At 65.4% G+C, this 22,478-nt stretch carries 31 protein-coding genes; 6 read left to right on the top strand and 25 right to left on the bottom strand.

From position 1 onward, the window contains the following. Window positions 1–225: 225 nt before the first annotated feature. From J5T34_RS06070 to J5T34_RS06055, 4 genes are all read left to right on the top strand, one after another. The gene (locus J5T34_RS06070) at window positions 226–540 is read left to right on the top strand and encodes a hypothetical protein (protein WP_208579070.1); all 315 of its coding nucleotides are present in this window, start codon (window positions 226–228) and stop codon (window positions 538–540) included. Window positions 541–600: 60 nt separating this feature from the next. Further along, the gene (locus J5T34_RS06065) at window positions 601–825 is read left to right on the top strand and encodes a DUF2188 domain-containing protein (RefSeq protein ID WP_208579069.1); all 225 of its coding nucleotides are present in this window, start codon (window positions 601–603) and stop codon (window positions 823–825) included. Between the two features lie 50 nt (window positions 826–875). Further along, complete coding sequence (locus J5T34_RS06060) at window positions 876–1,481, top strand: hypothetical protein (RefSeq protein WP_208579068.1); 606 nt, start codon at window positions 876–878, stop codon at window positions 1,479–1,481. Window positions 1,482–1,684: 203 nt separating this feature from the next. Then, window positions 1,685–3,127, top strand: a complete 1,443-nt coding sequence (locus J5T34_RS06055) for an AAA family ATPase (protein WP_208579067.1) — start codon at window positions 1,685–1,687, stop codon at window positions 3,125–3,127. Here J5T34_RS06055 and J5T34_RS06050 read toward each other — a convergent pair. The 3 genes from J5T34_RS06050 to J5T34_RS06040 are packed head-to-tail and all read right to left on the bottom strand — an operon-like array spanning window position 3,124 to window position 4,308. Beyond that, window positions 3,124–3,624, bottom strand: coding sequence for a DUF2514 family protein (locus tag J5T34_RS06050; RefSeq protein WP_208579066.1), 501 nt, complete (start codon window positions 3,622–3,624; stop codon window positions 3,124–3,126). The two genes, J5T34_RS06055 and J5T34_RS06050, sit on opposite strands and share 4 nt — an antisense overlap. Beyond that, window positions 3,612–4,067: a lysozyme gene (locus J5T34_RS06045; protein WP_208579065.1), complete on the bottom strand. Its 456-nt coding sequence runs from the start codon at window positions 4,065–4,067 to the stop codon at window positions 3,612–3,614. Before J5T34_RS06045 ends, J5T34_RS06050 begins: the two co-directional genes overlap by 13 nt. Continuing rightward, the gene (locus J5T34_RS06040) at window positions 4,057–4,308 is read right to left on the bottom strand and encodes an HP1 family phage holin (protein ID WP_208579064.1); all 252 of its coding nucleotides are present in this window, start codon (window positions 4,306–4,308) and stop codon (window positions 4,057–4,059) included. Before J5T34_RS06040 ends, J5T34_RS06045 begins: the two co-directional genes overlap by 11 nt. 174 nt (window positions 4,309–4,482) lie before the next feature. Between J5T34_RS06040 and J5T34_RS06035 the strand changes: the two genes are divergently transcribed. Next, a complete protein-coding gene (locus J5T34_RS06035; RefSeq protein ID WP_208579063.1) occupies window positions 4,483–4,758 on the top strand; it encodes an XRE family transcriptional regulator in 276 nt (91 codons plus the stop codon). 119 nt (window positions 4,759–4,877) lie between these two features. Then, complete coding sequence (locus J5T34_RS06030; RefSeq protein WP_208579062.1) at window positions 4,878–5,492, top strand: SGNH/GDSL hydrolase family protein; 615 nt, start codon at window positions 4,878–4,880, stop codon at window positions 5,490–5,492. A 6-nt stretch (window positions 5,493–5,498) separates the two neighbouring features. Here J5T34_RS06030 and J5T34_RS06025 read toward each other — a convergent pair whose 3' ends face one another. From J5T34_RS06025 to J5T34_RS05920, 22 genes are all read right to left on the bottom strand, one after another. Next, complete coding sequence (locus J5T34_RS06025; protein WP_208579061.1) at window positions 5,499–5,885, bottom strand: tail fiber assembly protein; 387 nt, start codon at window positions 5,883–5,885, stop codon at window positions 5,499–5,501. Between the two features lie 10 nt (window positions 5,886–5,895). After that, window positions 5,896–7,188, bottom strand: coding sequence for a gp53-like domain-containing protein (locus J5T34_RS06020; protein WP_208579060.1), 1,293 nt, complete (start codon window positions 7,186–7,188; stop codon window positions 5,896–5,898). Window positions 7,189–7,248: 60 nt separating this feature from the next. Beyond that, on the bottom strand, window positions 7,249–7,914 hold the full coding sequence (locus J5T34_RS06015) for a hypothetical protein (RefSeq protein ID WP_208579059.1): 666 nt from the start codon (window positions 7,912–7,914) through the stop codon (window positions 7,249–7,251). Further along, window positions 7,915–9,039, bottom strand: a complete 1,125-nt coding sequence (locus J5T34_RS06010) for a baseplate J/gp47 family protein (protein WP_208579058.1) — start codon at window positions 9,037–9,039, stop codon at window positions 7,915–7,917. Between the two features lies 1 nt (window position 9,040). Continuing rightward, on the bottom strand, window positions 9,041–9,421 hold the full coding sequence (locus tag J5T34_RS06005) for a phage tail protein (RefSeq protein ID WP_208579057.1): 381 nt from the start codon (window positions 9,419–9,421) through the stop codon (window positions 9,041–9,043). Further along, window positions 9,418–10,065: a phage baseplate assembly protein V gene (locus tag J5T34_RS06000; protein ID WP_208579056.1), complete on the bottom strand. Its 648-nt coding sequence runs from the start codon at window positions 10,063–10,065 to the stop codon at window positions 9,418–9,420. Before J5T34_RS06000 ends, J5T34_RS06005 begins: the two co-directional genes overlap by 4 nt. Beyond that, the gene (locus J5T34_RS05995; RefSeq protein ID WP_208579055.1) at window positions 10,062–11,183 is read right to left on the bottom strand and encodes a phage late control D family protein; all 1,122 of its coding nucleotides are present in this window, start codon (window positions 11,181–11,183) and stop codon (window positions 10,062–10,064) included. The genes J5T34_RS06000 and J5T34_RS05995 overlap by 4 nt, the downstream gene beginning before the upstream one ends. Before the next feature lie 10 nt (window positions 11,184–11,193). Further along, complete coding sequence (locus tag J5T34_RS05990; RefSeq protein ID WP_208579054.1) at window positions 11,194–12,156, bottom strand: hypothetical protein; 963 nt, start codon at window positions 12,154–12,156, stop codon at window positions 11,194–11,196. A 2-nt stretch (window positions 12,157–12,158) separates the two neighbouring features. Then, complete coding sequence (locus J5T34_RS05985) at window positions 12,159–14,432, bottom strand: hypothetical protein (RefSeq protein ID WP_208579053.1); 2,274 nt, start codon at window positions 14,430–14,432, stop codon at window positions 12,159–12,161. Window positions 14,433–14,671: 239 nt separating this feature from the next. Further along, window positions 14,672–15,145, bottom strand: coding sequence for a hypothetical protein (locus J5T34_RS05980; protein ID WP_208579052.1), 474 nt, complete (start codon window positions 15,143–15,145; stop codon window positions 14,672–14,674). Next, window positions 15,142–15,279: a hypothetical protein gene (locus tag J5T34_RS05975; RefSeq protein WP_208579051.1), complete on the bottom strand. Its 138-nt coding sequence runs from the start codon at window positions 15,277–15,279 to the stop codon at window positions 15,142–15,144. The genes J5T34_RS05980 and J5T34_RS05975 overlap by 4 nt, the downstream gene beginning before the upstream one ends. Window positions 15,280–15,314: 35 nt before the next feature. Continuing rightward, the gene (locus tag J5T34_RS05970; protein ID WP_208579050.1) at window positions 15,315–15,677 is read right to left on the bottom strand and encodes a hypothetical protein; all 363 of its coding nucleotides are present in this window, start codon (window positions 15,675–15,677) and stop codon (window positions 15,315–15,317) included. Window positions 15,678–15,679: 2 nt separating this feature from the next. Beyond that, complete coding sequence (locus J5T34_RS05965) at window positions 15,680–16,111, bottom strand: hypothetical protein (protein WP_208579049.1); 432 nt, start codon at window positions 16,109–16,111, stop codon at window positions 15,680–15,682. Between the two features lie 53 nt (window positions 16,112–16,164). Then, window positions 16,165–17,688, bottom strand: coding sequence for a phage tail protein (locus tag J5T34_RS05960; protein WP_208579048.1), 1,524 nt, complete (start codon window positions 17,686–17,688; stop codon window positions 16,165–16,167). A gap of 63 nt (window positions 17,689–17,751) precedes the next feature. Then, window positions 17,752–17,901: a hypothetical protein gene (locus J5T34_RS05955; protein ID WP_208579047.1), complete on the bottom strand. Its 150-nt coding sequence runs from the start codon at window positions 17,899–17,901 to the stop codon at window positions 17,752–17,754. 7 nt (window positions 17,902–17,908) lie between these two features. After that, entirely contained in the window at window positions 17,909–18,739 is an 831-nt protein-coding gene (locus J5T34_RS05950) for a hypothetical protein (protein ID WP_208579046.1), read from the bottom strand. Then, window positions 18,739–19,389 (bottom strand): hypothetical protein, encoded by a 651-nt coding sequence (locus J5T34_RS05945; RefSeq protein WP_208579045.1) that lies wholly within the window; start codon window positions 19,387–19,389, stop codon window positions 18,739–18,741. Before J5T34_RS05945 ends, J5T34_RS05950 begins: the two co-directional genes overlap by 1 nt. Beyond that, on the bottom strand, window positions 19,390–19,776 hold the full coding sequence (locus tag J5T34_RS05940) for a hypothetical protein (protein WP_208579044.1): 387 nt from the start codon (window positions 19,774–19,776) through the stop codon (window positions 19,390–19,392). Window positions 19,777–19,779: 3 nt separating this feature from the next. Continuing rightward, entirely contained in the window at window positions 19,780–19,977 is a 198-nt protein-coding gene (locus J5T34_RS05935; RefSeq protein WP_208579043.1) for a hypothetical protein, read from the bottom strand. A gap of 192 nt (window positions 19,978–20,169) precedes the next feature. After that, on the bottom strand, window positions 20,170–21,477 hold the full coding sequence (locus J5T34_RS05930) for a hypothetical protein (protein WP_208579042.1): 1,308 nt from the start codon (window positions 21,475–21,477) through the stop codon (window positions 20,170–20,172). 96 nt (window positions 21,478–21,573) lie between these two features. Beyond that, complete coding sequence (locus tag J5T34_RS05925; RefSeq protein WP_208579041.1) at window positions 21,574–22,161, bottom strand: hypothetical protein; 588 nt, start codon at window positions 22,159–22,161, stop codon at window positions 21,574–21,576. Then, entirely contained in the window at window positions 22,158–22,442 is a 285-nt protein-coding gene (locus J5T34_RS05920; protein WP_208579040.1) for a hypothetical protein, read from the bottom strand. The genes J5T34_RS05925 and J5T34_RS05920 overlap by 4 nt, the downstream gene beginning before the upstream one ends. Window positions 22,443–22,478: the final 36 nt, after the last annotated feature.

The following is a 22,478-nucleotide window of genomic DNA, read 5'->3' as shown; positions in this document are numbered from 1 at the left end:
TTGGGGTGGCTGATGGGACTCGAACCCACGACGACAGGAATCACAATCTGAGGCATCAAGCCTTATTCGGAGCGGCTCTCCGGGTAGCTCGTGGGAATACTGATCGAAATTCGAGCACGGCTGCATGCGGCTTTCCGGGCTGCTATTCCCACGAGAACAAAGGCCTTTTCACGACCTGCCCGCGACCCTATACTGTATATCCATACAGTATACGTAGAGTGCATCATGGGCAACAGCAAACTAGCCAACGGCTGCTCAGTCCCTTCCGCCAACCCTACCCCGCGCGCGTCGCCTCAGACTGGCATCCTGACCTATGTCGGCGGCCACAAGATCGCAGAGGCCATGCAGACCCTCCCCCCGCCCAGCCGCACCGGCCCCGAGCACGCCGAGGCGGAGATCGACACGGAATACCAGGGTCGCGTCCGGATCTTCTTTGAGCGAAGGACCTCGCGCCACCACAAGAGCTCCCACGTGTTCTGGTCAGCCTATCGGGCGGAACCGGTGCACGGCGCCTGGGATTCTGACGCCGGTCAGACGTAGCCCTATACCGCCGCGGCCGCCCCGGGCATACAACGGAAGTGATACGCATAGGAGGCGACCATGGCAGGGAATATTCACGTCGTGCCGGCCGACGGCAACGGATGGGCGATCGAGGTAGAGGGATCGGGCCGGACCAACGTACATTATCCGTCCCAGGAAGAAGCCATTCGGCAGGCGACCGAGCAGGCGAAGCAGGCAAAGGTCGAACTGTACATCCACGGCCGGGATGGCCGAATCCGGGAGCGCAACAGCTTCGGCGACGACCCCCGCGACATCAAGGGGTAGCCGTGGCCACCGCTCGGCCGCCTGCCCCTACGCTGGCCGAGCTCTCCCCGATGCTGCTCGAGGAACGCCGTGCCGTTCCACTGGGCGACTGGCACTTCGAGATCAAGTACGACGGGTACCGGCTGCTCGCGGCCAGTAAGCCGGCGCGCCTCAAGTCCCGCAACGGGCACGACGCCACCGCCTGGTATCCGGAAGTCGCCGCGGCTGTCGGCAACCTCAAGGCTGGTTGCATCTTCGACGGCGAGGTCTGCGTCCTGGACGAACACGGCCGGAGCGACTTCGAGCTGCTGCACCGTCGGTCGGCACGCCGCGGCAAGCCGCCCGGCTCGCACCACGTCGCCTACTGCGTGTTTGACCTGCTGGTCAACGGCGGCCGGGACATCCGCGGCCAGCCGATCGAGAAGCGTAAGGCTGCCCTCCGGAAGATCCTGGACTGCTGCCCCGACACCCTGCTGTTCGTCGACTGGGTGGAAGACGGCGACTGGCTCTATCAGCAGGCGCTGGCGCTGCAGCTGGAGGGCATCGTCGCCAAGCGCGCCGGCAGCCCATATGCGGCTAGCAAACGGTCGAGCGACTGGGTGAAGGTGAAGCGGCCCGGCGCTGTGCCAGCGGAGAGATTCCAGCGGCCGCTGCTCAATATACGGAGGCCTGCGTAGTCATCCAAGTAATCCGCCGCTACATGCGAAGGCACCACCAATCCGCTGGAGGCCGATAACACGGCTCTATCACACACCCCAACCGGCGCACGCATGGCTGCACGCAAGCGCTGCGCCGCGTGAACGCGGCGCTGACCCGGGGCTGGCGCCGCATCGGTACGGCATTGTGGTATCTTCGCTACCATCCCAACTTGGAGTCCACCATGTCTCTCAGTCCAGAAATGCGCCGCCTTCAAAACAAATGGGCCACAAACACCGGCTGGCCCAAGCGCCTCGAATGGTTGGAGATTGATGGAATACATGGATGGACGGGCCAGCGCATAGATTTCTCGTTTCCGATCGTCGCGCTGGTTGGCGAAAATGGCGCGGGTAAGAGTACGGTGCTCCAGGCCGCTGCGTCAATCTATGCCGATGCAAGTCGCGAGCGTGAAATCTATCCCTCGACATTTTTCCCCGATACACCATGGGAGAGAATTACTGCTGGTTCAATCAAATACTCTGTGCGGGAAGGCAATCGATCGAGAACTGACAGCGTGCGAAAGCTAACTCGGTGGCGCGGTTACTCAAACCGGCCTCAGCGCAACATTGTGAATATCGATTTGAGCCGACTCCAACCGGTCGCGGCCCGCGTGGGCTATCAACGTTTGGCAAATCCGCAACTTCGCGAAGTGGAGGTGCAGGACACTTGGGCCGCTGACAAGGTAAGACGCCTGTCGCACCTGCTCGGAAAGAGCTATGAATCGGCCCGCATGGCTCTAACTACCTTGGACAACCGGCGCCGAGTGCCAGTACTGCAAATAAACGGCCAGTCGATTTCCGGGTTTCACCAAGGGGCAGGAGAGATAACAATCGCTGAGTTATTGCAGCATCCGTTTCCAAGTACGGCTTTGGTGCTCATTGACGAGATTGAGACGTCTCTCCATCCGCGCGCTCAACGTCGACTTGTCCGGGAATTGGCGGATCAATGTCGACAATTGGATTTGCAGATTATTTTGACAACGCATTCTCCATATGTGCTTGGAGAACTTCCGCCAGAAGCCCGTATTCAGATACTGAATGGAACTACGGGTCGCACTATCGTTGCAGGCGTAAGCCCGGAGTTCGCTATGACTCGCATGGACGAAGAGCAACATCCAGAATGCGATTTATATGTGGAAGATGATAGAGCGGGCGCGATGCTTAAAGAAATTTTAGTTCGCGGCAACCCAGCACTAGTACACCGATCTATGATTATCCCGTACGGAGCCGCCTCAGTCGGCTACGCCCTCGGCATCATGGCATCGCAAAATCGATTTCCCAGGCCATCTTGCGTGTTTGTCGATGGAGATCAAGAAGAGCGCCCCGGTTGTATGGTCTTGCCAGGCGGCGATGCGCCGGAGAGAGTAGTTTTCGAAGCACTCTCCGAAGCAGACTGGCCCGATCTGAGTACTCGACTTTCGAGAGGCTTCGCTGACGTCGCGGATTCGTGTCACGGCGCGATGGCTTCAGCGGACCATCACACCTGGGTTAACACCGCCGCCAATCGATTACTTGTTAGCTCATCGGTGCTTTGGCATGCGATGTGTGCGACCTGGGCCGCGAACTGCCTTTCCGACGCAGATGCAGCCCGAATCTTGCGAGTCGTTGAAGCGAAGTTGGAAAACTAGTGGCGCCTCTCCGCTGAAACCTTATTCAGTGCCTGGTATGCCCGCTCGCAGGCTTGCCCTGCGATGCGGGCGGCGTCAGCATATTCAGCCAGGATTCCCGCTCGACGGTCAGCCCTTTCGAGCACGTCGGCAAGCACTCCGAGGGAATCGCCGGTTGACGCGCCTCCGCTGGTAGGGGCGGAATCGCCGCCGGATCGACTGGCGGCGACCAGCCCGGCAATTCGCTGGCGCAGCTGGCCAGCAACAGCGTCAGCGGCGCGAGCATCAGCGCGCGCCAGCTCGGCTTCCTGTTTCGCAGCATTGGCAATCTCCGTTTGAGCCGCGATGCGGCGTTGTTCCTCCGCGCGCGCCCGGTCAGTGGCCTTGACTTGGTCGACGGCGGCGGCACGCCGAATTTCGGCTATCTCCGCGTCCTTGCCCCGCGCGGTGAACTCGGACCCAGCCAAGAACGCCAGCGCGAGCGCCGCACCGGCGGCGACAATCTTCACCCAAGGCATAGCGCCCTCTCCTGCTGCCGGCGATTGACGAGCCCGGGCAGCTTCACGCCCTTCGCATACACCCAACGCGGCAGCTCGTTGCAGGCACCCACGTAGTCGCCGGCGTTCAGCTTGCGCACCAGCGTCGAGCCGCAGAACTTGCCCCGGCCGACGTTGTACGCGAACGAGACCAGCGCGGTCCGCTGCCCTTCGCTGAGCGGAACGCGAACGCACGAGTCGACGCCGGCATTCGCCTCCAGCAGATCCCTCGCCAGGAGATCGTCGCACTGCTCGCGCGTGTAGACCTGACCAAGCCGGACGCCCTTGGTCGCGCCGAAGCAAGCCGTCGGGATGCCGACAGGATCAAGGTATGCCGTCTGGCGCAGACCCTCGAATGCGGCCACGAGCGGGACCGCTGCTGCAATGCCAACGGCGATGACGCGGCGGCGGAGATCAGGGCTCATCGCGCCCCTCCAGGACCCGCATGCGCGCTGCGTGTTCTTCGCGCTCCCGCTCGTCTCGGGCCGCGCGCTCCTGCGCCTCCAGCCTGTATTTCAGTCGCGTGTACCAGGCATTGAGCCCGAACGTCAGGAGCGCCGTCACGATACCGACGATGACGCCGATATCGGCCAGCGTCAGGGAAGCGCCGATCGAGGTGATCGCGCCGGCGTAGCTCGTTGCTTCGACGGGATGGAGTTGTCGCATGTGGACCCCGGAAAAGAAAAAGCCCGCTCTGTGGCGGGCATTGATGGAACTGTTGACAATAGCCCCTATGGGGCTACAATGGTCCTCGTAGGGTAGCGCAGCCGTGCAGCCCGATAACCCTCGCGGATGAAGCCATGACGACCTTTCACCTCGGCGCGTTCAGCGCCGTCAACGATGCCAATCCACTACGTGCCTCCACACCCGGAGGATCTGCGCGCCCTGAAGCAAAAGCTCGGCTATACCGGCGAGCAAATGGCCGAGCTCTTCGGCCTTTCCGGCAACAACCAGTGGCGCAAGTACACCGGTGGCGAATCCCCACGCCCTATGAGCCTGCCTATGCTTTTCCTGGCCGGGGCTATGCTCGACCGGGCACGGACCGCCGAGCAGATATTCGATTGGTGCCGGGAGGTCGGGGCAATCGTCGAACTGCCGCAACGAGAGCAATCGTGAGGGGTCTGATTGCCAGCCTCGCTGGCGCCTTCGTCGTCGCATGCAGCGGGTGCGGCGGCGGTGGAGGCGACGAAGGCCCTAGCGCGCCTACCGACTCGCCCCCGCCCAAGGCTGTGCGCATGGTCGTGATCGACTGCGAAGGCGATTCAACGATGTGGGGCATGGCGAAAGATGAGCAAGGACGCGCATATCAGACAGCCCGTTCTGCCCCCGTCGTTCTGCAGGAGGCCCTTCGGCTTCGGGTGGAAGGCACTGTCGTGGTGAACAACCACGGCGTTCCATCGGCATCGGTGTCAGATTCGCTCTCAGGCAACAACGAGTTCTATTCCTCGCCATGGGATAGCCGGCTCAGCGCCAGCAACGCCCATATCGTCATCGAGAACTACGCCCTGAACGACATGAAAACCGTCACCCCGGACCAGTTCTATTTGAACCTGGCACAGTGGGTCCATCGCGTCCGTGTCGCCGGCAAGATTCCCGTCCTCGAGGAACCGAACCCCATCACGCGCCCTGGCCTGCCCGACGTTGAACCCTACGTCCGCGAGATCGGCCGTGTCGCGTCCGACTACAACGTGCCGCTCGTCAAGCAGTACGACTACATCAAGTCGCTTCCGAACTGGCAGGCGATGCTGCCCGACGGTGTTCACCCGAGCGATGCACTGTACGAGATCAAAGCCAAGCGCGTAGCGGAGGTCGTGACGCCGATGATCTACTCGCTCATCCCGCAGCCCTAGCCTCCCTCAGGGCTCGATCGGCCAATCGATCTGATCGGCGTCCATATCCAATCGGGACAGCGCAACCCGATACCGCTTCAGGTCTTCCAAGAGTTCGGCCTCGGCCGCCGTTGCAATGCCGAGGTCGACAGCATCCTGCAGCGGGCCCATGCGACGACCGGCCGAAGCCATCATGGCATCGCGCCGCATGGCTTGCGCCTTCTTTATGATTTCCTGGTCTACTTCGCCGCCCTGCGAAAGCACAGGGCGACCATCGTCGCCTTCGATTATGCGCAGCCCTCGCCCTTGGCCGTCCAAGAGCGCGATGTGTTCGTCGGCACTGATCTCCAGGCCGCCGTTGTCCGTTTCGGAAAAGGCGTAGCGCCCGTCAGCTTCTATCCATTTTGCGAACATTCGAGTCTCCTTATCGGCCGAGCGCAAAGTAAAGACCGCCATCCGTAACTGGCGCCCCACTAAGATTGGTGACGATCGCGGTGAAGCCGGTCAAGGTGATGCCCTGCACCGCCCAGACATTGGGCGTGCTTCCCCCCGCAACTGTTTCCCCTGGGATGATGCAGTACGTCGCGTTCGGGAACGCGATAGGGAAGGTGGTATTCCCAACGCCACTCACTGCCCCAGTCTGTCCCCACTGGAGAATCAGGCCTCCTGGGAGTTTCTGGTATCCCGCCGACCCGAAACTCTGATTCGCGCCTGTGAACTGCCCGAGCTGGATTGCGTGACCGCTTTGCGTGCCGACGGCGACCTGCTGCGCGCCACCCGAGGATTCGAGGAGCACCCACGAGCTGATGTCCGCTCGCCAAACTGCAGCGGCTCGGCCGCCAGCCACCAGCTCACCGCCCTGGAGCGCGCCATGAGCATATCCGACAAGCGGCTGTGCACCGAGCCCATTCACATTAAGTGTTGCTGCTCCTGTGTTGGCCGTCTTCACCTTAAAGCGCAGCACCATTCCGTCGGTCAGCGTGGTGATGGCCGGCGCATAGGTCACCGCATACGCATTTGCAGCACCGACATCTTCAGCCGTGATCAGTGCGCTCTGCTGGACGGAGTGCAGCAGATCCGTGGGCAAGATGGGCGCGTTTGCGGCGCGCGATATGTTGGACGAAGCGATGGAGGTCTGGCCGTTCGCGACCGTTACTACCCAGAGGCCCGTGTATCCGACGTCCGGCGCCGGCGTGAGCTGCGTCCCTGTGGGTGCAGAAACACCAGCCTTCGCCGAGATCGCGATGATCCCCTTGCGCGCGGTTGCTTGCGGCGTCCCGCTGTTGTTCGGGCCTGACCAGGCTTGCGTTGGATTGCTCGCGTTGTAGTACGGCAGCGTGACGAGGTCCGTATCGGCGTCCTGATACGCAGCCTGGACGAGGTAGTTGACGCTGTGGCCCGCAGTCGCCGGCGCAGGGCAGTCGAGCGTCACCGCGTCCAGCGAGATCCCCTGCTTCAGGATGTTGTGAGCAGTGTCTGCCGGCAGGGAGGAATACCCGGAAGCATCGATGCTCATCAGCGCATACATCTCACCGGGATTGACCGTCACCTGCATCGATGCCGGATCGGTCGGCACACATGCCAGGCCATTCACAACGGTGGTCGTGCCCAGCATCGCGGCGGCAAGCTTGGCCAGCGCCACCATTGCGAACTTGTTGGTGTGCAGCAGGTCGGTCTCGAGCGGAATCTGCCCCGGATATACGATTTGGCGGTCCATTGAAACTCCGGAATGAGAACAGCGCCCGGAGGCGCTGCAGTGGATGTGTGGTGTGTCCGTTCAGGACGTAATGCGCGTCCAGACGATGGTTGCCACCGGCTTCACGCTGTCGATTGCCGCGTAGATGTCGGCGTCGGTGACGGCGCCTTGGATCATGGACAGGGACGCATATTCCGCTTGCGACGGCGTGCTGTAGGCTCCGGTGGAAACCCCATAGCCGGCTACGCTCGGGATCCCCGTCCCGACCGGCCGGAAGGCGGTAACGAACGCCTGGAATGGCATCGACATCGAACCGTAGGCGCCGGCGACGCCATAGCCCCAGTTCGGCATGCTGTAGGCACCCGTGTCCGCCGGCCGCGTGGGCTCGACCACGATCGGCGTGCGGCCGGTCAGGTCTTCCAGCACCCTGATAAGGCCGGCGCGCGTGGCCCGCTCTCGAAACAGGTTCAGCAGGATCCTGGCGCGAAACGAATCGTCCGATTGGTTCGCCGCACGCCGCAGCGCGTCGCCGAAGAAGTCGGCTGCGATCATGTCCAACCAGCCATCGGTGGCCGTCTTGATCCGCGTCTGCAGCTTGGCATAGCTGATCAGGCTGTAGACGAACGCGCCCCCGTAGGCCAGGCCGCGAAGCAGGCCAGTGATGATCGGCGCCTCGCTCTCATCTGGAAACCACCGAGGCAGGTAGCCCCGCAGCCGCTGATACACGTCGTTCTGATCGCCGACCATTTATGCCACCGTGACCGAGGACCATTTGATGGTCTGCTGCGACGTGACCGTCAGGTCAGCTGTGCCGCCGTTGAGCGTTACCGCCGTGACGTTCACCACGCCGAGCGACGCGTCGTAGGCGATCTGCGCGAGCCGCGAGTACGTGAGCGACTGACCCAGGCCCAGCGCGTTGATGTAGTTCTTCAGTGCCGTGACCACCAGCGCCTTCGTCGCCTCCGGGTCGTACCCGGTCGCGATCGTGCAAGTCATCGACACCGCGGCATGGACCACCACCGGAGCAAAGACGCCGAAGCTGCTGCACAGCGGCCGCACCGCGTCGATGGCGTTGGCCACCGTAGACAGAAACGTGCTGCCGGGCGATCCGGTACCGTCGTCGACCACCACGTAGAAGTAGCCCATCTGGACCGCACCGGAGTACGCCTTGTTCTCGACCAGCGTATAGGTGATGCCCTGCTTGAGCGATGTGATCGCATAGCCCACCGCATCCTTGGTGGCCTTGGACAGGCTTCGCACGTACGCGATGAACCGCGTGCGCAGCGCCGCATCCGATTCCGCGTCGGCGCCGTTGGCGAAGGCAGACGCGTTGGTGACGGTGTCCACGCCGGGAACAGCGCCGACGATCACCGACACCGCGCCGGCGACCGCATTGCCGGCCGAGCCCGCCACAAGCGCCAACACGGGGACGGTCACGCTCGATGTCCCGGGCGGCAGCACGTAGCCGCCCAGCGTCGCATCGTAGGCCGGGTTGCTGGCGTCGATCGTGACCGCATACTGCTGCGTTCCGTCGCCGGTCTGAACCGTCGCCCCAATCGGCACAACCGCCTGCTGCGTGGCCGTAAAGCGCGAGAACGTAGCCAGCCCGCGCGCGAACGTCGCGGCCAGCCGCGTCACGCCGAAGTCGGCGACCCAGCTATCCAGATCCGCCCCACTCGACGTGGCCGCACGCGTGATCGCCAGAACCTGCAGGACGAGCGCCTGCAGCCAGACGATCACTGCGGCGTTGGCCTCGACGATCGCGCGCAGGATCGAGCCGACCGTCAGGTCGACCAGCGCCGAGGCATAGCCTTGGATCGCCGTCACGCTCTCGCGAACCAGCGTGTTGAAGTCCTTCGTGGAGATGGCCATATCAGCGGGTCACGTCGAAACTGAGAGTTACCGGCTTGCGCGTCGCGGCGCTGGTGTACCGGATGGTGATGGCGAAGCCGGAGTTGATCTGCCGCACGTCGACCTCGGGCTCAGGCAAGCGCGCCACGGCGTCTTCCATGAGCACCTGCGTGCGGATCAGCGCGCGCAACGCCGGCAGGTCTGCCGTCTGGCCGATCTTCGCCGGCAGCCCGGCGCCGTACTCGGGGTGAAAGACGTACTCGCCGGGATTGGTGACGAGGCGCCGAACGATGCGCTGCTGCGTCCGCACTTCGCCCGTGACCTGGCCGAGGTCTCCGGTGGCGGACACACCAAGGTCGCCGCCGGCCCAGTGGTCGATGTCGGTCAATAGCTTCTGGCTCATACGACGGTCCCCGACTGGCTCGATCCCGCTTGCACGTCGCCGTGCCGGTGGGTCTCGTCTATGGGCTTGCCGTTGGCTGTCACCGGGCCGGTGAAGTCCGTGGCGCCCTGGATGCTTACCGACTTGCCCGTACCGTTGTCGCCGGTCACCGCCATGCCGCCCTGGCCGGTGATCGTCTTCTTGACTAGCAGCGTCTCGTCGATTTCCATTGCGCCCTTGTGCCGCCAGAGCCCGCGGGACTCGATCGTGCCGTCGTTGAGGAACTTGAGGTACTGGCCCGACTTATGGACCAGCCAGAACTCGCCCGACGGCGCGCCCGGCGGCCGATCGGCGTCGCTGTAAAGGCGCCCACATACGTAGCCGTTCTCGATGTCCCCGCCGAAGAACTTCACTTCGACCTGGTCACCCACGCTCGGCGGTGCGTCCATGCCCCACCCGTTGCCGACCCACGGCGACGTGACTGGCAGCCAGCCGGACAGGAACGGCTCGGCGTCATCCTCGGGGTGAGACCGATCGACGAACTCGACCCGGGCTGTGCCGCTGTCTGGGTCGTAGCTGCGCACGATGCCGGCGCGCGCCTCAGCCACATCGCCGGCGGCGAGCCGGCTGGCCAGCGCCATCTGGTTGCGGAAGGTCTGCATCATGGCGACGGCACCGTCTCGGGGTTGTGGTTCTTCGCGTCGACCGTCATGGTGTAGCCGCCGCGCAGGCTCATCCGCTTGGTGACGGAGACCGGGTAGTAGGTCTGGTCGAACTTCGTGCCGGTGCCTTCCACCTGGATAACGACCGTCGGGTCGAGCAGCTCGTCGGCCGGTAGCGTGGCGCGCAGCTTCATCTCGTGCGAGGTGATCTCGCGATGCAACTGGATCGCCTTCTGCGTGGCCTGCTCCTGCGTGAGCCCCGGGAACACGAAGCTGTACACCTGCGTGCCGCCGAACGGCGACGCCGCGCCGGCCTGCGTGGTGCGCCCCTTGTTCGGATAGGACGCGGTGAAGCCAGCCTTCTGCTTCGTGTTCCACGACCGCACCACCACCGTGACGCCATTGGCGACCGTCAGGCTGCGCGAGAACTCCAGCGACTCGACGTTGGCCTGCGGCGCCGCGTTGTCATCCGTCGGCGGCTCCCAGCGGATGACATAGGGCTCGCCGGGATCCGTGGGTCGAGGCCGAAAGTGCAAGGTTTTGCCCCGCACGTAGCAGAGGTAGCCTTCATTCGCCGCCAAGTAGGTCAGCAAGTCCCACTCGCTGCGCTCCTGCTGCATGCGCGCGTGGTCCCGAACGTAGTAGGTGCCGACCTTCGTGGTGGTGGGCACCACCTCCGCGGTCAGGCCGTGGGATTCGGCCAGCTTCTTGGCGATCTCCGACGACGTCATGTTCTGGTACTGCATGGACGTCTTCGCGTCTATGAACACGGCCGTCAGATCGCGCCCGACCAGGTCGATCGTGCCGCGCACGATGTCGAACTCGACGTCATCGATTCGGCCGTAGATCTGGCTCGTCAGGTCGGCGTCCGTGTAGTTCTCCGGGTCCAGCGGGAGGCCTCCGAAGATCTCGACGAAGCCCTCTTTCAGCTCGGAGAACCAGGCTTCGTTCCGCTGAGGGCTCAGTAGGCGCACCGCAAACGTCACGCGGAAGGTGTCGGCCTGGTAGTAGGTGTTCCGAGACACCGACCAGTCGATCCACCCTCCGATGGTCTCGTCCGACACGCGCACGATCCCCCGCGGCGCGCGCGCTGCTGGCGCGGCCGGCAATGTGTTCAGCATGGGAATGGCTCTACGAGTTGAGGACCCCGCCCTGATCGTCGGCGGATGCCGGGATGGTCAGTTCGCGAATGCCCGTGACCTTCGGGTCGGTGATGCCGTTCGCCTTTGCGATGCCGGTCCAGGCCATGGCATTGCCGTACGCCTTTGCTGCCATGTCCATCAGGTCTGCGCCGGCGACTGTGACGCGGCGCGCGCTGTTGTACACGCTGCCGACGTTGCCCTGCACGCGGCCCATGACCCGATCGAGCTGCACCAGCGCCGGCAACTGCTGCGCCGCGAGGATCTGGCCGGACAGCCGCTGGACCTGCTGCGCAATGGGGTTGTTCGGCAGGATGCCGCCGAGCGTGCTCACGTTCACCAGCGTGTTGTTCACCGATACGACGGCGGTCTGCACTTCGTTGCGAAGCGCCGCGATTGGCTGCAGCACGCTATTCAGCGTGGACTGGGCCGCATTGGCGAACGACGACACCGCCGACACCGCAGCCTTGACCGGCGCGAATGCCGCGGTGATGCTGCCCATCGACAACCCGTCGACCAAGCCACCGGCCACCGACATGTCGGCGCCGATCAGGCTGTCGAGGCTGTCGGTGCCGAGCGACAGCACCGGCTGCCCCAAGTCCTCGACCACCTCCAGCACGATGCTGTACGGCAGCTGGTAGAAGCGCTGGAAGTCAGCCCGGAACGACCGGATCAACACGACGTAGATGAACTCCGACCACATCAGCGTCAGCGGCTTGCCCTGCGCGCGCATCGTGTCGAGGTACCGGGCGCGCTGGAGCGCTTGGGGACCGCGCAGCCAGCCGCTCCATGCCTTGGGCAGGCAGAAGCCGCCCATCGCGTCGATCTGCCGCTTGCCGCCCACCAGCTCATGGATGACCAGCCGCTGCTCGCCGCCCACGGCATCCCGGATCTCGGCCGGAATCTCGGTGTCCTGGAACTCCATATCACCGAGGAACAGCACCAGGTCAGCCATTTTCAGTTCCTAAGCGCCGGCGGGCGCAGATTCATTGCGGGGTCGAAGCCGCTCGGCCCGGTTTGCGGCCGCGCCAGCTCCTTTGCCTGGTGGAAGCTCGTCGCCTCGGCCAGCACGCGGCTATCCAGCCTGATTGCGGTGTTCACCTGAACCATCTGCGGCGCGGCGCCGGCGACGGGGTTCGCCGAAGCCATCTTGTCCTTACCGCCAGACGCCACCGGGTCGCCGGGTAGAAGCGACTTGCCGGGCCGCCAAGCCCATCCGAGCACGCCGCCCGAGCCGATGTCGCGCGGATCCAGCGAAAACGGCGTGCCGACCGCCTTCAGCCGCTCGTTCAGGCCGGCGTTCTTCCGGTCGTTCACCTGAACCATCTGCGGCGCGGCGCCGGCGACGGGGTTGGCCGAAGCCATCTTGTCCTTACCGCCCGTCGCCACCGGGTCACCGGATAGAAGCGACTTGCCGGCCCGCCAGGCCCATCCGAGCACGCCGCCCGAGCCGATGTCGCGCGGATCCAGCGAAAACGGCGTGCCGACCGCCTTCAGCCGCTCGTTCAGGCCGGCGTTCTTCATCCCCCAGTCGTTCACCGACCGGAAGAACTCGGTGCCGGAATTGAGTAGCTTGGTGACCGTCGGAAGCACGCCCCGGCCCATCTCCGCCTTCATCGAGGTCCATGCCGCGACGAAGTCGGCCTCGGCCCCCGGCGCGCTCTTCTTGAACTCTTCGATCGTGCCCTGCACGCCCTTGGCGTTCTTGGCCAGATTGAAGTCGCGCAGCGCCTGCGCCTGCTGGGTGGTGAAGTTCGCCGCCATGTTGGAGCCCTGGCGGTTCGACACCAGGTTGTTCATGAAGGCGATGACCTGCGACTCGTCGGTGGCGCCGGCGCGCTTCGCCGCCTCGGTACCGTACTTCATCAGCCACGCCGCCGGGTTCTCGCGCAGCAGCTTCTCGTCGACGATGTTCTTCAGCGCCGTGGACTTGATCTGCTTGCCACCGACGCTGCCGCTGGTGATCTCGGTGAGCTCGGCCAGGCCGGCGTCGGCCAGCGCCGCCATGGTCTTCTTCGGCGTGCGGCCGGCGATCAGATTCTGGTAGAGCGACATCAGCGCGGTACCGGTCCGCGCGCCGCCCTGCTCCTGGGCCAGCGTGGCGAGCATCATGACGCCGTCGTCGCTCAGCCCCTTGAACGCTGCGCCGCCGGTCTTCGCCATTTGCTCGAGGTCGGTGAACTTCAGCGCGCCGCCGGAGCCAGTGATCATCCGCTGGGCCAAGTCCAGACCGCGGAGGAAATCATCCTTGCTGTCGGTCAGCCCGCGCATGTCGTTGAAGCGCATAATCGCCCGGACCGCGCCCTCGTCCAGCGCGCCGACCTTGCCGCTGAACAGGCCTGCATTGGCTGCGTTCAGCGCGGCCAGCGTCGGTGCTACCTCCTTGGCCAGGTCGAGCCGACCAAAGACGCCAACCGACTCGCGCAGGGTCTCCATCAGGGTCGCGCTGGAGGCGCCATAGACCCGAGTGCCGCGCGCGAACAGCTCGGCGTCCTTGTTCACGTCCTCGCCGAGGTTCAGCGTCCGGAAGCGCGCCGCGGCGGTCTGGAACTCCTTGGCTGCGTCGTAGAGCGACTTGGTGATGTACGCCCCACCGACGCCGGCCGCCAGCGGCCCCAAAGCGGCGCTGGGCACGCCGAAGCCGATGGCCCCCATGCCGAAGCCGCCCGGCCCGACGTGCACGTTGCCGCCATGGCCACCGCCGAAGCCACCGCCGCCACCGCCGCCAGCAGCGCCGGCGCCGCCGTAGCCGCGGCGACGCGGCATGCCCGAAACATAGCCACTTGGTCCTGGGAGGGCCGGCGGTCGGCCCGATCCAGCACCGGCACCACCGGGCCCCATCGCGCCGACGAAGGCCGATCGCGAGGCCGCTGCGCCGATATTGCGCAATGTGGTGAGCCGCTGCGCAAGGATCGCCGCCTCGGCGTTGGCGCGGGCCAGCTCCGCCTCCAGGCCGATTCCGGCGCCCGGAATGGCGCCGCGGATGCCGTTCAGGTTCCGCTTGACCCGGACAGCGTCATTGCTCACGCCCTGCAGGCCGGAGCTGAGCTGCTTGGCGGCGCCCGTGAGGCTGCGCAGGCCGACGACCTCTGCAGTCATCTTCTGCAGACGCTTGTTGACCTGCAAGGCGACGGCGTCGACCTTCTTGAACTCGGCGGCCAACTTGAGGAGCCGCGGCGCGATCAGGTCGTTCAGAACCAGGGTGGCGCCGATCTTATAGACGTCGATCATGGTGGCCTATACTTTGCTGTCCGGACCCGACTGCCGAATCCATGCCTTCGCCCATCTACCGCGCCCACGAGTGGCTTGCCGACCGCATTTCATGGGTGCAATACCCGAAGCGTCAGCCGCCGCGTCCTCGCCAAGAGCCAAGCGAGACTGCTCGCCTGGACCGCCGCGCGCGCCGGATCACCGGGGCAATCTTCTTCGCGGTCGTGGTCCTGCCGTTTCTCGGCGGCGCGATCGCCGGGCTATTTCAGTCTGGGCCGGCGCCAGCCGCGCCCGGCGAGCCAGGCCACAACGACGCGGGTAAGCCGGTCCTGAAGGTCCTCGCTCACCCGGACCGCAGCTGGACCTAGCACCGCCCGCGGGGGCACCTTCTCCGTGCCCTGCTCGTGCCACACCATCTTGTCGTCGTTCGAACCGACAGCCGCTTCATTACCGATCACCGTCCGCTCGATGCTGTCGCGCATCCCGCCAGTGCGAAGCAGCGGAGCATCGACCGGGTAGCCGTGCCGGATCTTGTCGAATTCGGTCTCGGCGGTGAGCTCTTCCCACTTCGCGAACGGGCCAACCGCCGGCTGGTAGTGGCCGATCTCCGCCTTCGCGGTCTTTTCGATCGCGGCGGCGGTCTGGTCGGTCATGTGGTTGGTCACGACGGCAGACTCGACCGCCATCTTGGCCAGGTGCTCGGCGAAGTCGCCCATGCTGCGGAAGGTTTTCATGGCTTCCGTTCCTTGAACTGCATGGCGTCCCAGTCGAACACGGCGCCGTCGTGCTCGCTCATCACGACGCACGCGGCGAACCGCTCAGCGTCCGAGTACGAGAATGCGACGTCGTAGGGGACTCCATGCTTCACGAGCCACAGCGCCTCACGAAACGCTGTGGCCCGGGCTAGTTTTTTGCGGCTTCGATGCCTCCGCCGCTACTGGCCTGCGCGACCTGGGCCATTCCCTCCTGCACCGCGATCAGGCCGTCTTCGTCCAGGCGTTGGATCAACGCCTCGAGTTCCATCTTGGTCGTCGGCTGCAGCACGGGGTCGCCGTCGATCGCCGCCACATACAGGAGCGGCAAGCACATGAAGCGGTACGTGTCGTTCGCGGCCGCCTCCGGGCCCATCGCTTCGACGAGGCGGAACTGCGACAGGACGCCGGGCTTGCGCAGCGTGATCTGGCGCCCGCGCGCATCGGGCACCGTGACTTCAGCCGCCGCGCGCGCGACTACCTCTTCGGAGGGACGTAGGGTAACGGTGGTCATGGTCAGGCGATGCGGATGCGGCGGGAAGCCATGAAGGTCAGGTTCAGCTTGACGGACGCGTCGCCGGCGGCCTCGCCGCCATCGTCCAGCGACAGCACGACGCCGTCATAGCGCCATTGCGAGATCGCGCCGCTCGGCTCCGACACCGTCTCGTAGATCTGGCACGGCTGCTCGTTGATGCCCGAGTAGTAGTCGGTTTCGAGCTGGTCGAAATACGAGTCGATCTCGGGGCCGGCGCGGTTCACGCTGAAGGAGCCCGACCAGCCGTCGAAGAAGCGCAGATGCTGCGAAACGCCGTTGATGAGCTTCACGCGCTCCTGCGTGGTGTCCTGCTTCTTGCGGAAGGCCGTGAGCTTGGGGATCTGCAGCGGCCCGGTGGGCGTCTGGATGACCAGCGTTGTGTCGCGCCCGACGGAAAGCCCTTGTTGCGGCATGTGTTTCTCCAGTGAGAAATGTGCCCGGCGGACCGGGCAAGTTCATCGGGTGCTTACTGCACGATCACGGTGGTCTGGCCGCCTTGCAGGTTGACCAGGAAGTTGCGGACGACGGCCAGATAGCGCGCCTGCACGTTCGCCTGCATCCAGCCGGCGCGAATGCGCGCGTCCGGATTGTTGCTCTTGTCCAGGACCACCTTGTACGCGTCGATCATCCGCGGCTGGACGGTCACCATGTTCGACATGAACTGGTCCAGGCCGGCGAAGGCGTTGGCGCGCGTCTCGTCCTCGTCGTCGAAGCCCTGCAGCTGACCGACAAACTTGCCGCCCCACGCATCGATGCTGTAGGCGATGTAGTTCGTCAGGCGCGTGTAGCTGTCCTCGCGCTGCGCCGGGTCGCTGCTCGTGTTGACGCCCAGCACGAAGCTGAAGTAGTCGCCGCCCGGCGACGGATTCGTCAGCACGTCGATACCCGCCTGCACGAGCTGAAGCAGCTCGGCGTTCGAATACGGCGGGTTCGCGTTGTTGAAGGTCCGCTGCGTCGCGACGATGCCCTGCAGCGGCTTGTTCAGCGTGCTCTGCTGCGGCGACTGGTTGGCCATCAGGCCGACGGCGAATGCCTGGGGCGAGATCAACCGTACCTGGTTGTTGACAGTGTCGTTGACGTAGACCCAGTCGCCGAACGCCACCTTCCCAGCGTACGTATCGATGCCGGCTGCCTTCTTCTTCGTGACCGCATTGCTGATGGAGTCGCCAGCCGGCCCGACGAGTTGCATGTAGGCGCCTTCGGTCAGGCCGAATGCGATCTGTGTCGACCACGTGGTGTCGTCGTCGCAGTCCGCCAGCGCGATGATGCTCGCGCCGGTCTTGCGCAGCGCGTACATGCCCTTCCGCGGCGCCGTATCGGTGCCCAGCAGCGTCGCGCCGGTGATGGTCGTCGCGCCGTCGGTCCCGCCGGACAGGGCCACGGTCACGGGCAGCGTCGGCACAGTGGCGCTGGCGCCGGCCGAAGCCACGCACATGGTCGAGGGGCCGCGGAACTGGCTGTTCCCGAAGTTCACGGCCGAGACGATGTTGTCGCGCAGCGTCGCGCCGGTGCCCGGGATGTTGTCGTAGATCTCGGGCTGGTAGCCGCCGAGGGTGATGGTCAGCTTCGACGTGTCCGCCTTGGTGCCGGCCGACAACGTGGCGGAGATGCTGTTGCCCATCGTGCCGGTGTAGCGCGAGGTCAGCGTGACGAAATCGGTGCCGAGCGCACCGGTGGCCGCGACGTCGGTGCCGTCGGTCACGCGCACGAGCGCAAATGCGGCGACGCGGCCCTGCATCGCCGCCCAATTCAGCACGGTCATCAGGTCGTGCTTGCGCGGTTGCATCTGGCCGAAGATGGCCGCGCCGCCCGCATAGTCAGACGCCATCACCGGGACGCCGACCGGCCCCCACGTTGCGGTGCCGACGATGCCGCCGATGTTGCTCGGCACGCCGTTGATCGGCGCCGGCCCCGGCGGCTGGATGGCGACGATGACGCCCGGCACCTGCTGTGCCGTCAGATTTACCTGCCCTGCTTGTACCACGGTCATGGGATGGCTCCGTAAACGAAAAGAGCCACCCTCAAGGTGGCTCGCGCTATGCGAATGAGTGCTTTACGACTTGGCCGCGGGCGCCGGCGGCGGGGCCACCTTGACGACGTTGTTGGCCTGCTCGGACGCCAGGATGGCGGCCACCTGCTTGCTGTCGGTGATCAGGTCGCCGACCTTGTGCCCGTTGAAGGGCGAAATGACACGGACGTGCATAGGTGCCTCACACGATGATGTTGCGGATGGTCAAGCCGACGTCGTCTTCCACGACGATCTCGCCTTGGGTGATTTCGTACTGCTCCTGGGCCACGGTGGTCGAGTACTCGATCCAGCAGCACAGGTCGCGGCGGTAGATGCGCTCCTTCTGGCCGCTGTCGTTCCATGGGTTGCTCATCGGCCGGGACCGCAGCGTGCCAAAGGAGCCGTCAGGCAGCGTGATCCGGGTCGTGGCGGCCAGCGCCGCGTCGACGGCGCTCGCCACCGGGTCGCGGCTGTCGTAGCAGTTCGCCCAGACCGTGATCAGGAACTCCTGGTCCTGCCGCCTGACCTCGCGCAGCCTGGTGGCAACGCCGCCAACCCGCGGGGAGATAGCGATCGCGCCCGGGACGGTCACCACTGGGCCCGTCGAGGTGGCCGGGCGGTCCGCGCTGATGAGCGCCGCGAGCGCCGTGGCGATCGACGCCAGCGTGTCGCTTTCCTGCACGGCATACGGGAAGGCCTCGCCATCGATGACCAGCGAGGCATTCTGCGGCGTCGATACCGTTCCGCCGACGGTCACCTGGTCGCCGCTGGCCACCAACGTTAGCGTGTGCACGGGCGGCGTGATCGTCCGCCACTTCGAGACGGCGCTGTTGACCTGCTTGACCGCGCGCGGGAAGACGCTGATATGCACCTTCCCTGCCTTCAGATCGTCGGCCAGCTCGGCCGGGTTCGGCCAGCCAGCGTAGACCTTGACCGGCTGACCGGTGATCGACGGCTGGCTGGTGCCATTCGGATACACCGTCTTCGCGATCAGCGCCACCAGCGCGCGCGAGACGTCGGATAGATCGGCCATTACACATGCACCTCAGTGACGTCCAGCTGCCAGAGCTGCTCGGTCCGCTCGGCGCCGGCCACCTGGAACCGCCTGCCGAGGTCGTCCGTCAGCATGTCCGCGGCGCGCACGACGGTCGGGATGCTGGCCGGCAGCAGGATCCGGAAACCGTGCTCGTCGGCTGACGCCGGCAGCGGCTCATACCGCCGCGTCCGGCCGCCGAACAGGATGGACGCTGGCCAGCCGGCGCCGCCCGGCGTTCCGATGATCGGCGTGTCGGTGTGCGCGCAGGAGCCGCCGTAGCCGACGTCACCCACCTGGTCGTCCGTGGCCGGCCGCGACATCCACACGGACCCGTTGCACTGCACGGCCAGAATAGGCAACTCCGACTGCATGCCGGCGACAAAGTAGACGTTCTGGTCCCGCACCAGGTAGTCGCCCACGGCGGTCTGGCCGCCGTCGATCAGGCAGTACCAGTACGGCCGGTCGGGCAGATTCGCCTTGGTGTAGGTCCATTCGCGCGCGCTGAAGGACGCATTCAGGCTCGCGACTTTCTTGGTCAGCGGATCGGCCGCGCTGGTCGGCCGGAAGACGTCGTAGACGTACCCGATCCGCTTGGCCGCCTTGGCGTAGCCGGAGTAGATCTTGCCCTGTAGCTTTGCCGCGTCCATCTACACCACCAGCTCAATCGAACCGCCGCCGCCTTGCAGGCTTGGCCCCGGCGGCACGCCGAAGAACTCGCACAACTGGCGGCGCCACAGGTTGAACAGCGCCATCCGGTCGGCCACCTCGCGCTTGTTGTGCGTCCACACCGCGGCCTGATCGGTGTCGAGGTTGTCGCTCGACGCCGGCACGGCCTGCTCGAGCGACGCGAGGTTGGCCAGATAGCTGGTCCGGACCGTCTCTTCCTCGACGGTCGCCAAATTGTTCATCCGGAATTCCAGCGTGCCGTACCACTGCATGAACCGATACCCGAACGCCTGCACCGGCTGGCCGCCGAAGACGGGATAGCCGCAGTAGCGCCGGATGTCGACCTTTTCGGCGTCGGTGAAGGCCATGGTTCAGTCCTTGTGCTCGACCCCTTCGAGCGGGGCCTTGCGGGCCAGCAGCAGCGCGATGGTGTCGGGATCGGTGACGACCTCGCCAGGCTGCCAGTAGCGGTGCGCGCCGGTGTCATCGTCGATGAAGCCGTGCGGCGCGCTCAGCGTGACGCTGCCCGGCAGGTCGGCGGCAGGCTGGGGGGCCGGTACCACGGCCACCGGAGCCGATGCTGGTGCTGGTGCTGGTGCTGGTGCTAGTGCTTCCGGGGAGGCGGCCGCGCCTGCGACGGGAAGTTCCGCCGCGGCCGGCGGCAGACCAACGTTCTCGGCCGCCGTCGGTTGCGGCTTCAGGGTGTTTCGCGCCATCGGTGGCTCCTGTCGGTTCGCCGGGGCCGAAGCCCCGGCTGGCGGTTACGCCGACTCGATGACGACCGCGCGCTTGAAGTAGCTGTTGCTCGCGGTCGGGATGATGGTCGGGTTGGCCGTGATGTCGGTCGGCACGCAGAAGCCGCCGACCCAGTACCACGACTGGGCGATGATCTGCTGCAGGCGGTCCAGCGGCTCGCGCGTGACCATGCAGATGTCGTCGACCATCGCCTTCAGCGAGTCCTCGCTGGCCACATCGGCGTAGCCGGTGCTGGCGTAGTCGCCCTCGATCAGCGCGCCCTGCCCGCACACCACGGCGCGGTGGATCGCAACGCCGCCCAGCGTCTGCTGCGGCGCCTCGGTGGTCGGAATGAACCGCACGCCGAGCAGCTCGATGATCTGGCCGGTCCGGTACTCGGACGAGCCGTACGCGCCGCGGTACAGCAGCTTGAAGTCGTCGTCCTTGAACAAGCCCAGCAGTTGCCGGTCGTCCAGGTAGCAGTTGTACAGGCCGCCCACGGTCGGCACGTTGTTGCTGCGCAGCTGCGCGACGGCTTCGAGCACCGTCTGCATCTTCAGCGTGTCCGTCGCCAGAATCGCCGCGGTGCTGGCGCGACTGCCCTCGCGCAACACGACCGGTGCCACCGACGACACGACGGCGTTGCCGGCAGTGCCGTCGGACACCGACACGTTGGCGCTCAGCGTCAGGGTGCCCGAAACTCCCTGCGGCGCGGTCGAGACGTTGGTGCCGTCCGCCGTCACGCCGGTCAGCGTGTACGAGCCGGCGCCGATGGTGACGGTCATGGGGTTGCCAGCCGAGACCGGCACCATCACGCCATTGGACGTCACGTACTGGAAGCCTCGAATGTCGTCGACCGCCACGGTGGTGGCCGGCGCGCCCAGCGTGGTGCGCACGCGCGTGTTGCCGCCCAGGTACGAACCGTACAGCGCATTGCGCGCTAGCCGGTCCAGCGACTGGGCCGCCTGCACGCCGTTCACGCGCGCGTTCTCGACGAACTGCTTCGCGATGCCGACGCCCTGCGTCACCATGTTGAGGTCGATGGTGTCGCCGTACATGTTGATGCTCAGCGTGTACTGCTCGACCGTCCAGCTCGACGGCGTCAGGCCGTTGTCGAGGTTGGTGTTGGTCGACGGATTCAGCGGCGTGGTGACTGGCGCCTTCAGGCCGCGGCGGGTCTTGGTGATCGTTTCACCGATCTTGTTGGGGAACTCCTCGCGGTCGGCGATCGCGCGGAACGCCAGACGCGAGCGGAGGCCTTCCTGGAACTCGCGCTCGAGGAAGCCCTGCTGGATGATCGGCTGCAGTGCGGCCGGGAAATTCTGGATGCCCATGGTCGGGGACCTCTCGTTCAGTAGGAAAAGTGGATTTCCCTGCTGGGCGTCAGGCCCCGATCAGGTGATGCTGGCGCGCGAGGGCGCCATGGGTTGTCAGGCCAGGCCGAGGCGCTTCTTCTCGGCCAGATAATCCGCATCCGACAGCTTGCGAGCGTCCTTCTGCTCGTCGGGCTTCGCCGGCGGCGGCGTGCTGGTGCTGCTGGTCGACGGCGCACCCTGGAACAGGTACGGCTTCGCCTTCTTCAGCTCTTCCATGAGGGCTTCGGCGCCTTCGACCTCGCCGGTGTCCTCGTTCAAGGTCACCTTCGACAGGTCGGCCAGCTTCAGGCCGTCCAGATCGACCATGCCGGCCTTCAGGGCCGCGGTCTTCAGTTCGGCGCGCAGGATGCGCTGCTGGGCTGCGGTGCTGGCTTCTTTCACCTTTGCCTCGGCTGCCTCTTCCGCCTTCTTGGCGCGCTCTTCGGCCTCCTGGGCCTTGCGCTCCGATTCCTGATACTTCAGGCGGTAGCCGGCACTTTCCTTCCGCAGCTCGGAGACGTACTCCTTCGAGAACGTCTCGGCGGCCGGCGCGGGCGCCGGTGGGCTGACCGTTCCACCACCGCCACCACCACCGCCCGGATCGTCGATCCAGAAGCGCAGGCACAAGGCACGGACGAGCATGCTGTAGACGGACTTCATCATGCCGATGCTCCTTCGCGCTCGGCGCGCAGGCCCTGCTCGATCGCTTGTGCTTCGGGGCCGGCGAGGCCTTTGGCAACGAGGTCGTCGTGCTGGGACAGGTTGATGTGGATGCCGACGGACAGCAGTTCGTTTGCTTTGGCGTGGTTGACGCCGTGCGCCGCCATGCCGATGGTCCCGTTGTCGTTGAGCATCAGCACAACGCACCCGGGCGCCTTCAGCGCTTGGCAGATCGCCGGCGCGACGTTCCCGAGGTGAACGTCATGCAGCAGTGGATCAGGCATCAAGCCCTCCATGGAAGATTCCCGCCACCTGGGCGG

The sequence above is a fragment of the Cupriavidus gilardii genome, assembly GCF_017598945.1.
Taxonomy (GTDB): domain Bacteria; phylum Pseudomonadota; class Gammaproteobacteria; order Burkholderiales; family Burkholderiaceae; genus Cupriavidus; species Cupriavidus gilardii_E.
This window is presented reverse-complemented; position numbering and strand designations above follow the sequence as displayed.